This is a genomic window from Cyclobacteriaceae bacterium (assembly GCA_025808415.1).
Lineage (GTDB): Bacteria > Bacteroidota > Bacteroidia > Cytophagales > Cyclobacteriaceae > UBA2336.
Map to the genome: position 1 here is coordinate 532,385 of CP075525.1, position 11,745 is coordinate 544,129.

Sequence of the window (11,745 nt, forward strand, 5' to 3'; positions counted from 1 at the left end):
GATTCCGCGAAGCTCGCAGATTATTGTCTGCGTTTTATCAGCGTCATCCGCGGGATAATAATTGTAGGTATTCAATTAAGATATTTAGTGGTTACTCTTAATACTGGATTTTAATTTTTCTTAGGTACAACCTTATCTAATTCTGGTAACACAAATTTATCCAGCGGGCTGGGTTGCTTCATCATGGCCTCTATAGCTTCAGTGGTGCGCGGTGCATACGATGACAAATGTTCGCAGCCGTTTTTCGTAATCAAGTAATCATCTTCAATGCGCACGGCAATGCCCCACCACTTCGGGTCTTTGGTAGTGTTTTCCTGAATGTAAATACCCGGTTCAATGGTGATGGCCATATTTTCCTGAAGCACATCGTAATTGCCGCGGTCGTGTACATCCAACCCAATGTGGTGGCAACAGCCGTGCGGGTAGTATAAATGCCGGTCAGTTTCGTTTTCAATAATGTTTAGTTCTTTCAACCCTTTGTTGATCACTTTAGCCGTGGCTGCATACAAGTCGCTGAAGGGTGTGCCGGGTTTACAAATCTTCATGGCTTCTTCCTGCGCGGCCAGCACCAGGTCATAAATCTGTTTTTGTTCCGGTGAAAATTTGCCGCTTACGGGTATGGTGCGGGTAATGTCGGCTGTGTATCCGTGGTATTCGGCACCAAGGTCCATCAGAATTAATTCTTTATTGGTAAGCGAGGGTTTGTAGTTGTCGATGTAGTGCAGAATGCAGCCGTTATGTCCTCCGCCCACAATAGAAGGATAGCCGAGGTCTTCGGCTTGGTATTTTTTAAACACATATTCATGTATGCCTTGTACTTCGCGTTCGCTCATACCGGGCTTCATGGCCTTCATTACTTCCACCTGCCCGATGCAGGAAATCATTACGGCTTTGCGCAGCAATTCAATTTCTTCTTTTGTTTTAATACCGCGTAAATCATTCATGATGCCGATGAGTGCACGTGTGTTCAGGTTGTTTGGGGGTTGTTCGCGTTGAACGCTCAACGCATCTTTGCGTGGGTAGTTTACCTTTACTTTAAATTGTTCGATCAAATCATAAAGGTCGCCTTTATCGCGGGCATCATCCCGAACATCGTTATGAAAGTCAAGAAACAGAATTTGATCAAAGGATGAGAAGTCGATGTTGTAGTCTTTAAAATCAGTATTGTTGAAGGCCTGTTCAAAGCCAAGTTGCTCTTTCGTGCCGAGGTTACCCAGCCTGCGCCCGGTCCACATTTCCCTCATGGCATTTTTAGGTTGTACAAATACAATCTCATCATACAGCGCATCACCGGTGCCCTTTTGTTTATCTTTAAAAATCAACAATACAGTATTGGGTTCGCGGTAGCCGGTGAGGTAATAGAAATCCGGGTCTTGATGATACACATAATCCACATCGTTACTGCGGTTGCGCACCGCATTCCCAAAAAATACAGCAACTGAATTGGACGGTAACTTCTCACGAAGTTTTTGCCTGCGCTCCTTGTGCCACTCCTTGCTCAGGAAATCGGTGGGCATGTTGGGGTTTTGGGCGAGCAATGAAAAGCTGGCAAAAAGCAGGAGCAGTATGAGGTATCGTTTCATAGATAGTATTTTGATAAATAAACGATAAATTATTGTACCTGAAAAATGGATTTTAATGGAATGGCTTTAATGAAATTTATAAAATAGGATTTAGAAGCTCAGACGCATTAATCCATACGGATTTTGCTACATTACCGAGCCAACCCCTTCAATCATGAAAAGCTTACTTTTAGTTGCCCTGCTGTTGTGCTCGCTCCATGCCATGGCACAAAAAAAACCAACGCCCCTGGATAAACGGCTGGCCGGCCTGGATGCCGAGTTACAACAACTGCCCGCCAAATGGCATGCCGCGGGTTTTGCTGTTGCTGTTGTAGAGAAAAATAAAGTCATCTATGCCAAAGGGTTTGGCTACCGCGATGTTGATAAAAAACTTCCGGTAACACCTAATACCCAGTTTGCCATCGGCTCCAGCAGCAAAGCTTTTACCTGCGGACTGCTGGGCATTTTACGTGAAGAGAAAAAACTGTCGTTTGATGACAGCCCGGTTAAATACGTACCTGACCTCCGGTTCAATAAACCGGAGATGAACAACCTCATCACCATTAAGGATATCATGACACACCGTACCGGTTTGCCCCGCCATGATTTCAGCTGGTATCTTTTTCCAACCCATTCGCGCGACAGCCTGATGATGCGCATTGAACATCAGCAACCCTTTGCGGCCGTGCGCGAAAAGTGGTACTATAACAACTTTATGTTTTTAACACAGGGCGTAATTGCCGAAAAGATTACCGGTAAAAGCTGGGAAGACAATATCCGCGAGCGTTTTTTCGAGCCGCTGCAGATGAAAAACTCAACAACCGTTATTGACGGTCTGCGCAAAGGAACCGAGGCGGCCATCGGCTACCAGGTAAAAAATAAAACCCAGATTACTAAAATGGATTACTACGACATTGCCGCGATGGGCCCAGCCGGGAGCATTAACAGTTCGGTAAACGAAATGGCCAACTGGCTGATTACATGGATTAACGGAGGAAAATTTCAGGGCAAACAAATATTGCCTCAGAGCTATGTAAAGGAAGCGATGGGTTCACAGATGATCATCAACAGCGACCCGCCTGATCCGGAATTTCCCGATGTACACATGGGCAACTATGGTTATGGCTGGTTCACCGCTTCCTACAAAGGCCATTACCGCGTTGAGCATGGCGGCAATATTGACGGCTTTTCGGCCAATGTATCGTTCTTCCCAACTGACAGCATCGGTATTGTGGTGTTGGTCAATCAAAATGGCTCGGTTCTGCCCTCCCTTATCCGCAACACCATCAGCGATAAACTGTTGAATGTTAAACCCACCGACTGGAACAAGGTGTACACCAAACGCGTTGACGATGCCGAAAAACAGCAGGCTGCTGCTAAAGCTACCATGCAGTCATCGCAAAAGAAAAACACAAAACCATCGCATGTACTCTATGAGTACACGGGCAGGTATCACCATCCCGGTTACGGCAAATTTGATGTAACGGTAGAACGCGATTCGTTGTTTGCCAAAACACCTTTACAAATGCTGTGGCTTAAACATTATCACTACGATATTTTTCTACCCTACGAAATAGAAAACGGCAAGATAGATACAACCCAACAGGCCAACCTCCATTTTAATTTCCGCACCAATGAATCCGGAGATATTTCCTCGCTGACGGCCAAACTTGAGCCCGCCACCGACCCGATCGAGTTTAAACGCACACCACGGGCTGTGGCGGTTGACCGGCAAACGCTGCAAACCTATGCCGGTGAGTACGAACTGGCCGGTATGGTTGCCAGGTTCTATCTGAAAGAAGACGGGAAAACACTGTACTTGTTTGTTCCGGGCCAGCCTGAATATGAGTTGCTCGCCACCGAGAAGCATGCTTTTGTAATTAAAAGCCTGGATGGGTTTAAAGTACGATTCACCGAAGCCAACGGAAAAATAACCGAGGCAACGTTTATCCAGCCCAACGGAACGTTTGTGGCGAAGCGGAAGTAATCAGTTTACACGGCTAAAATCCATACCGGCAACCTGCACAGAAACAATCTTGCCGGTTGGTTCCAGCGTGTAGGTCATGTTTGCTTTTCCATACCACTTTTTATCAAACCAGCCGCGGAAGGTATCGTAATGCCAGTGGGTAAAGGTGGCCTTCAGAAAATTATTGGCCACCGCAATCAGTTGATCACCTTCGCGGGTAATGATCAACTCACCAAACAGCGGACTTGTGTATTTGCCGGTATAGTCATCCAGCGAAAGTGTTGGTTTTGTTCCTTCAATGCGCCTGCCTTCAAACTCCTTTTCTTTCTTTTCACTTTCGGCCTGGATGCCGCGGTACAGTTGCAAAAACTCTGCACTCCAGTCGCGGGTACCGCCCAGCGCAAACAAGTCGAAGGCTTTGTACATGAGCGCGTGACGCAACTCGGCATGATCGAAATTGCCGAACACATATATGCCAAGTTTCTCATCGGGCAACTGCCCGTGGATGGCAATGGCACCGGCCAGACTACCGGTATGGAAATTCACTTTCTTGCCCTTGTAATCGTGCTGAAACCAGCCCAGTCCGTAGGTTGTCCAGTTGGGCTTTGTTAAACGTGCTGTAGGATAGAACCCGCTGGCCGTTACCAGGGTTTGTGGCTTGAACATTTCGGTCCACGTCTTGGCCGACAATAATCTTCCTCCTGCGTACTTGCTGCTGTCGAGCATGCAAAGCACCCACTTGCTGATGTCATCGGCACACGACCACACACTGCCGGCCGCGCCCACCTGATCGGCACTGGTATGCTCAATCACGGTAATGATTCTTTCGACTTTATAATGCGGTTTAGTTTGGTTGAGATCCGTTACGTCTTTTAATAAAGGAACTGTGCGTGTCATGCCAAGGGGCTGAAAAATGCGCTCGCGCATAAACTGGTGCCAGGGTTTGCCGCTGAGTTTGTTGATGATTTCGCCAGCCGCCACGTAAAAAATATTCTGGTAAATAAAACCTGAACGTAAACTGTAGCTGGGCTCCACGTTACGCATCCTGTGCATAACTTCTTCTGTGGGAATGTTCATCACGCTCCAAAGAAAATCGGCATTGCCCACACCCGAGTTGTGAATAAACAAATCGCGGATGCGCAGTTCACGGGTAACGTACGGATCGTACAACTGAAATTCGGGCAGGTGTTTATACACCGGGTCGTCCCAGCTTACTTTGCCCTCATCCACCAGCATGCCCATACAGGCGGCTGTCATGGCTTTGGTTGTGGAGGCACAGGCAAACAGGGTTTGTGCATCTACCGGATCGGTCTTTCCCAGTTCGCGCACGCCATACCCTTTGGCCAGCAGCACCTTTCCGTCTTTCACCACGGTAACCGCCATACCGGGCACTTCCCAATCCTTCATGCCTTTAATAATGTAGGCTTCAAATTCCTGGACTTTCTTATCGACAGCTGATGGTTTTTGCGCCCGGCCCTGTGTGAAGGAAAACAAAATCAATAGAACAATTAATCGCATAATAGTTTAAGGTTAATGAGTGCTCAGTAAGAAATCTGTTTTTCCATAATCATAAACTCCAGCGGTTGCTTTGGAAATCCAAACCGTGGATCGGTAAAAGAGAATGGTTTTCGTTTTCCGGAATCGTGGTAGCCATGCCGGATGTACCAATCGATTAGTTCTTTACGTACAGTGAGCACATTCATAAAAATTGCATTGCACTCTTGCCTGGCCGCCTCTGCTTCTGATGCTTTCAGCAATGCCTTACCAATGCCTTTGCCCTGGATGGTTGGGTTAACGGTGAGCATGCCCAGGTAGAGTTTATCTTCTTCTTTACGCAACTCTACGCACCCTTTAATTTTTCCATCCTCAACATATTTTAGAATCACACTGCCAGGCATTTCGATTACGGCTTTCAATAACTCGGCATCGGTGCGCGATCCGTCAATCAAATCGGCTTCGGTGGTCCAGCCCTGGCGGCCGGTATCACCACGATAAGCGGAGTTGACTAATTCACTGAGTTCGGGTGCGTCTTCGGGTAATGCTGGCAATATATCAGCCATGGAAGTAGGATAGTGATTACGAATATAGGCAACTTATTTGTGCAGGAAGCAGGGATTATTGCTGTTCGACTTTATAAAATCGTCCTTCCAGCTTATAAAAACAGTCGTATTTTCGGGGTTCGTGCCTGTTTCTTTGAGCAAAAAAGAAAAACTATGGAAACGACATTCATCCAATCAACCCGCAGGCACGACCTCGACTGGCTTCGGATTATCGCCATTTTAATTCTGCTTTTCTTCCATACCGGTATGTGGTTCGTGCCGTGGGACTGGCACGTTAAGAACAATGAACTCAGCGGCAGTTTCAGGTACTGGATGGTGTGGCTGCACTTCTGGCGCATGCCGTTGCTGCTGTTTATTTCCGGTGCAGGCACGTACATGGCGTTGGGCAAACGCTCCATTAAGCAATATGCCGGTGAACGCTTTCGCAGGCTGTTCATTCCCCTGGTGTTCGGCATGTTTGTGGTGGTGCCGCCACAGATTTACTATGAACATATTTTGAAGTATGGAAGCTATTGGGATTTCTATAAAACCGTTTTCAATTTCGTTCCATACCCCGAGGGAAGTTTCAGCTGGCACCACCTGTGGTTTATATTGTACTTGTTGTTGTATTCGTTACTGCTCATTCCGTTTTTCAAGTACATCCGTTCCGAGCGTTCTGCAAAATTCAGGGCAACCGTTAGTCGTTGGCTGGCAAGCCCGGCAGGCATGTTATTGATACCTTCCCTGCTTATCATTTTCACGCAGGCCCTCTTACGTCCGTACTTCCCGGATGAAACGCACGACCTCACCGACCTGGCGTTTTTTGTTTTCTACATGTGCTTCTTCTTTTTTGGTGTGCTGTTTTATGCTGATAAGAATCTTTGGTTGTCAGTCGGACAAAACCGAAAGCACTTGTTGATGGCTGCGCTATTTGTGCTGATTCCTTTTTATCTCCTGTACTTTCATTTCAGAGGTATTGTGAATTTTCCATGGCCGGAGGATACCATCGAAACGTTGTTTGATATTACCGGCATGTTTATGAGCTGGTTTACGGTGCTTACGGTGATCGCCTATGGACAACATTACCTGAACAAACCTCATCCATGGATCAGCAAACTCAATGAAGGTCTGTATCCGTTTTACATTCTGCATCAAACGGTAATTATTGCCATCGGGTATTACATCTGTCAGTTGGATTGGAGCATTGCCGCCAAGTATTGGTCGATTGCTATGTTTACGCTGATCAGTTGTGTTGGATTTTATTTGGTTTTGATTCGTCCGTTTAATGTGATGCGTTTTTTGTTTGGGATGAAACCAAAACAAAAGCCTGCTGAAAACAAGTTGGAAGAAATTAAAAAAGCAGCCTAACTTCTCGCACCATGAAAAAGAAAATTGTATATGCATTAATAATCCTGGCGGTGCTAAGTATTGCTTTTGCTTCGTGCAGCACAAAAACTTATATGGGCCGGTGGATGAAGTGGCGTGCATCCGACATACTTGATCATGAAAAATTCCCTAACCATCCGTTTGATGCTTCTCCTCATCCTTTTTCATTCATTGAAGCAACGGAAAGCAGGCTTGCTGATTTAATGATTGAAACCAGAAAAGGTAAGACTGAATTGGAAAAGGTTCTGGAATTATCCGAAACAACAGCCTTCCTGGTTATTAAAAATGATTCATTGTTGTATGAAGGCTATTTTAATGGATATTCACGCGAATCTATTAACACATCGTTTTCAGTTGGTAAATCCATTACCTCATTACTGTTAGGTAAGGCAATAGATGATGGACTGATTGAATCGTTAACCGATACGGTCACCCGGTACCTTCCGCAACTTGCCCAACAGGATGCGCGCTATTCGAAACTAACACTATCACATTTATTGAATATGCGCAGTGGCATCCAGTTTAAGGATCATGATTTGCCATGGGGCGATAAGCCAAAGGCTTATTACCATCCGCGTTTGCGTGAACGTATTTATGAATTGCCAATAAAAGCTGAACCGGGGACGGCATTTAAATACAATTCCTATAATCCGATAGTTATCGGCATGGTGCTGGAAAAAGCGTGCGGGCAGTCTCCGGCCGAATACTTTGAAAGGAACATCTGGAATAAGCTGGGCATGGAGTACAGCGGTTCATGGAGTATGGATAGTGACGAGTCGCGCATGATGAAAATGGAAAGCGGACTAAACCTTCGTGCAATTGATTTTGCCAAATTCGGCCGACTGGTACTGAATAATGGAAAGTGGAATGATGAACAGGTTATTTCTGAAGAATGGATTGAGGCAAGCACTGTAGTTTCACCGGAAAATCATGTTCCGGAATTTGGTAATGAGATTCACTACGAAAAATTCTGGTGGCTGCACAGCAAAGACCAAAAGCATGCCTACATCATTTCAGGCTGGGGTCACCTGGGGCAGTACTTGTACATTTTTCCGGATGAGAAAATTATTATTGTTCGAATGGGAAAAGATTTAGGTCGTGTTGGGAGCTGGAAAAATATTTTTCTTCAGGTCGTGGATGCTGTTAGATAATTTTTTAAGATTTACGAACCAGCGGTTTATGTGTGAGAAATTCTTTATCTTCATAGCCTTATGAAAAAATTTCAATTAGGTCTAATTGCCTTAGTGATATGCACGGCATGCAGCGAATCACCCAAAGAACCCATCGTATGGAAATCCATCGAAAAGGATTTGCAGGCACAATTTATTTTGGCGCAGGATGGTGATGTAATTGAACTGCCCGAGGGCAACTTTATGTTCACCCGTACCCTGAGCATGGATGGAAAGTCGAACATCACCATTCGCGGAAAGGGCATGGATAAAACCATTCTTTCGTGGAAAAATCAGGCTGAAGGTGCCCAGGGATTACAGGTAAGCAACGGAAAAAATATTGTGCTGGAAGATTTTTCGGTAGAAGATGCCAAAGGAGACAATTTAAAAGTGAATGATACCGATGGTATTGTACTGCGCAGAATCCGGTCGGTTTGGGCCGATGGACCAAAAACTGAAAATGGCGCCTACGCACTTTACCCGGTGCTGTGTAAAAATGTGCTGATGGAAGATTGTATTGCTATGGGCTCATCCGATGCCGGCATTTATGTGGGACAATCTGATTCCGTCATCATCCGAAATAACAAAGCCTATTGGAATGTGGCCGGCATTGAAAGTGAAAACTCAAAGTGGGTGGAAATTTACGGCAATGAGGCCTATGATAATACGGGAGGTATTTTAGTTTTTGATTTGCCCGGCCTGACTACGTATGGCCATACTACCAAAGTGTATAACAATACGGTGCGCAGCAACAACCACACAAATTTTGCCCAAAAGGGAAATGTAGTGGCCAGTATTCCACCAGGTTCGGGCATGATGATATTGGCCACCAATACCGTTGACATTTACGATAACGATTTTATCAACAACCGGTCGGTAGGCATAGCAGTAGTAAGCTATGAATTGGTGGCTGCATTGAATGCCGGGGAGCAGGAGCAGGAAAATGCTATTGGGGGCGTGCAAACGGTAGACAATCGTTTTCGTGAAGATTCGCTGTATAATCCCTATCCTTACAATGTTAAAATCCGCAACAATCGTTTTTCAAATAAACATTGGTTTCCAACAATGGAGAGCGACATTGGTAAACTGCTGTTGATGAAATCGTTTTTTAATCCGCCCGACATTATCTATGATGGCATTGAAGATCCGGATCGCAAAGACCGAAATATTTGCGTGGGTGAAAACGGTAAGCTTACATTCATTAACCTGGATGCAGGAAATGATTTCAAAGGTCTTTCAAAAGATGTAACGCCATTTAAGTGTAATTAAGCAGTTGGTATGATTCGCTGGGTAGGTTTGCTTGTTCTGGCGCTGGTGGCCTGTCAGCCAAAGCAGCAACAGGTTGTTGTGGTGGAAGAAGTATCCTTGGGTACTAATGTTCAGGCGATTGGCAAAGAAAAGCTATCCGATTACAAGTTTTTTATTGAGCCCTTAAAAGAGCTTACACCTGTGCCCGGTGTCATTCATTACGAATTGAATTCACCGCTCTTCACGGACTATGCCTTTAAAAAGCGTTTTATAAAATTTCCGGAAGGCACCAGCGCACGCTTCAGTGCCGATGATGTGTTGGATTTTCCCGAAGGCACAGTGCTGATTAAAAATTTTTATTACCCTGCGGATTTCAGAAAACCCGAAAAGGACATCCGTATCCTGGAAACACGATTATTGATTTTGGAAGAAGGAAACTGGAAAGCCTTGCCTTACATCTGGAATGACGAACAGACTGATGCATATCTTGAAATAGGCGGGAAAAATATTGACGTGAAGTGGACGCATGATGATGGTAATGCGCGAACCGTAAACTATTCCGTGCCCAACACGAATCAATGTAAGGGCTGTCACCTGCGAGGCGATAAAATAATGCCCATCGGTCCAACCGCGAGACAACTTAACGGCTCCATAAAAGGGCACGATCATAACCAACTTGTTCAATTGGCGGAAAACGGCTGGTTAACCGGACTTCCACCCGCGGAAAAAATTGCTCGATTAGCATCTTACGACAATACAGAAGAAGCACTTGATTCGCGCGCCCGTGCCTGGCTGGAAGTAAACTGTGCCCATTGTCATCGTCCGGATGGCCCAGCCAAAACCAGCGGCCTTCATTTGCTGGCTGATGTAAAAAATCCATTTGAGTTGGGAATTGGAAAAGCCCCCGTGGCTGCCGGTCGTGGTTCGGGTGGTTTGAACTACGACATTGTGCCGGGTAAGCCTGAGCAATCCATATTATATTACCGCATCAAATCCGATGATCCGGGAGTGATGATGCCGGAGTTGGGCAAGAAGTTAGTGCATGAAGAGGGAGTGAAGCTGATTGAGGAGTGGATCAGGGAGATGAAATAAAATTGTACCGAAGTATTCTGTACAGTATTAGCTCGGACTACCTGAAGAATTGGTACTCACTCCAGTTCCCGAATCTCAAAATCATTTCCCTTTCCATATTTAATGAGGTCTTTCAGTAAATAGCGCTCGAGCGTGTGTATATTTTTCACGTTGAAATCACCATTGGCGAGAATGTACTCCACTACAAACTCATTGACCTCACCAAAGTTGATGAGTTTATATCTTTTCCCAACGCGCAACACATCAAACGATAAGCCTTTCATTATAAATCTTCTTCGCGCTCCAGCATTAAAATGGAAGACTGGGGAACGATGTAGTATTTTTCATTTTCGTAGATTACCTCAATCGCACCTTTTTGCAGAAAGATAGCCAGGTCGCCTTCCTGCGCTTGTAAGGGCAAGTACTTTACCTGTTCATCTTTTCCTTTCCACATGTCGTCCTCATCGGCCGGAAGGGGTAAGGGGTATCCGGGACCTACTTTGGTAATGTAACCACTTTGTATTTTTTCCTTTTCCTGAACACCAGGGGGAAGGTAGAGCCCGCTATCGGTTTTATCATTCTGTTTGGCCGGTTTGATCAATACACGATCCCCCACCACGATGAGTTTTTTGAGTTTGTTATCAGGTGTGAGTTTCATGGGGCAAAAGTACTATGCGCGCAGATTCAAGCCTTATTCTTATCCAGATTTTTACAACAGTTTGTGGAAATCAAACTATTTTATAAATTTCAGATTGTGAAAAGAGTATTCGCCATATTTCTCCTCTTTGTATTCCTGCTCAATGTGCTGGGCTACTATGGCGTTTTGATGGGCCTGAAGCTCAAACATATTCAAAATTTATTAGCCCAATTTGATGATGATGACTATGCGCGCGACCATGAAGTAACGATCAAAGTACCGATTGCCATACCCTATGCTACAGATTCGAGAGAGTACACACGGGTGAACGGTGAGTTTGAATACCAGGGCGAAGTTTACCGGATGGTCAAGCAAAAGCTTCAAAGCGATACATTGTTTATCGTATGTGTTAAAGATTTCAAGTCAAAAGCCCTGAAGCAGAAGTTAGCCGATTATGTAAAGTCGTTCACCGATAAGCCTTCGGGTGAGAAAAACCAGGCAAAAGGTTTACAAAATCTCATTAAGGATTTTATGGCAACCTCAACTGTTTTGCAGTCCACCAACATGGGTTGGAACTACCAGTTGCTTTCAGGTTGCATCTTGAATGTATTTCAATCGGTAAGCATTCCAATTACCAGTCCGCCTCCTCAGGCATAATTACAATTCA

The 11,745-nt window shown here is 45.2% G+C and carries 11 protein-coding genes; 6 read left to right on the plus strand and 5 right to left on the minus strand.

Annotation, left to right across the window (positions count from 1 at the left end; all coding sequences use genetic code 11):
- Nucleotides 1-110: 110 nt before the first annotated feature.
- Nucleotides 111-1,583, minus strand: a complete 1,473-nt coding sequence (locus KIT51_02445; GenBank protein ID UYN87156.1) for an aminopeptidase P family protein — start codon at nucleotides 1,581-1,583, stop codon at nucleotides 111-113.
- A 154-nt stretch (nucleotides 1,584-1,737) separates the two neighbouring features.
- On the opposite strand from KIT51_02445, the gene KIT51_02450 reads away from it, so the two are divergent.
- A complete protein-coding gene (locus KIT51_02450; protein ID UYN87157.1) occupies nucleotides 1,738-3,549 on the plus strand; it encodes a serine hydrolase in 1,812 nt (603 codons plus the stop codon).
- On the opposite strand, the gene KIT51_02455 is transcribed toward KIT51_02450, so the two are convergent.
- Together KIT51_02455 and KIT51_02460 are read right to left on the minus strand one after the other, a co-directional pair.
- On the minus strand, nucleotides 3,550-5,046 hold the full coding sequence (locus KIT51_02455) for a serine hydrolase (protein UYN87158.1): 1,497 nt from the start codon (nucleotides 5,044-5,046) through the stop codon (nucleotides 3,550-3,552).
- A 23-nt stretch (nucleotides 5,047-5,069) separates the two neighbouring features.
- Complete coding sequence (locus KIT51_02460; GenBank protein ID UYN87159.1) at nucleotides 5,070-5,588, minus strand: GNAT family N-acetyltransferase; 519 nt, start codon at nucleotides 5,586-5,588, stop codon at nucleotides 5,070-5,072.
- A gap of 153 nt (nucleotides 5,589-5,741) precedes the next feature.
- On the opposite strand from KIT51_02460, the gene KIT51_02465 reads away from it, so the two are divergent.
- The 4 genes from KIT51_02465 to KIT51_02480 are packed head-to-tail and all read left to right on the plus strand — an operon-like array spanning nucleotide 5,742 to nucleotide 10,462.
- Nucleotides 5,742-6,935 carry an acyltransferase family protein gene (locus KIT51_02465; protein UYN87160.1) on the plus strand — a complete coding sequence of 398 codons (1,194 nt, stop codon included), beginning with the start codon at nucleotides 5,742-5,744 and terminating at the stop codon, nucleotides 6,933-6,935.
- A gap of 11 nt (nucleotides 6,936-6,946) precedes the next feature.
- On the plus strand, nucleotides 6,947-8,104 hold the full coding sequence (locus KIT51_02470) for a serine hydrolase (protein UYN87161.1): 1,158 nt from the start codon (nucleotides 6,947-6,949) through the stop codon (nucleotides 8,102-8,104).
- A gap of 60 nt (nucleotides 8,105-8,164) precedes the next feature.
- Nucleotides 8,165-9,391: a right-handed parallel beta-helix repeat-containing protein gene (locus KIT51_02475; protein UYN87162.1), complete on the plus strand. Its 1,227-nt coding sequence runs from the start codon at nucleotides 8,165-8,167 to the stop codon at nucleotides 9,389-9,391.
- Between the two features lie 9 nt (nucleotides 9,392-9,400).
- Nucleotides 9,401-10,462 (plus strand): hypothetical protein, encoded by a 1,062-nt coding sequence (locus tag KIT51_02480; protein UYN87163.1) that lies wholly within the window; start codon nucleotides 9,401-9,403, stop codon nucleotides 10,460-10,462.
- A gap of 56 nt (nucleotides 10,463-10,518) precedes the next feature.
- Here KIT51_02480 and KIT51_02485 read toward each other — a convergent pair whose 3' ends face one another.
- Entirely contained in the window at nucleotides 10,519-10,725 is a 207-nt protein-coding gene (locus KIT51_02485; GenBank protein ID UYN87164.1) for a hypothetical protein, read from the minus strand.
- Nucleotides 10,725-11,099, minus strand: a complete 375-nt coding sequence (locus KIT51_02490; GenBank protein UYN87165.1) for a co-chaperone GroES — start codon at nucleotides 11,097-11,099, stop codon at nucleotides 10,725-10,727. Before KIT51_02490 ends, KIT51_02485 begins: the two co-directional genes overlap by 1 nt.
- A gap of 96 nt (nucleotides 11,100-11,195) precedes the next feature.
- Between KIT51_02490 and KIT51_02495 the strand changes: the two genes are divergently transcribed.
- Nucleotides 11,196-11,735 (plus strand): hypothetical protein, encoded by a 540-nt coding sequence (locus tag KIT51_02495; GenBank protein UYN87166.1) that lies wholly within the window; start codon nucleotides 11,196-11,198, stop codon nucleotides 11,733-11,735.
- Nucleotides 11,736-11,745: the final 10 nt, after the last annotated feature.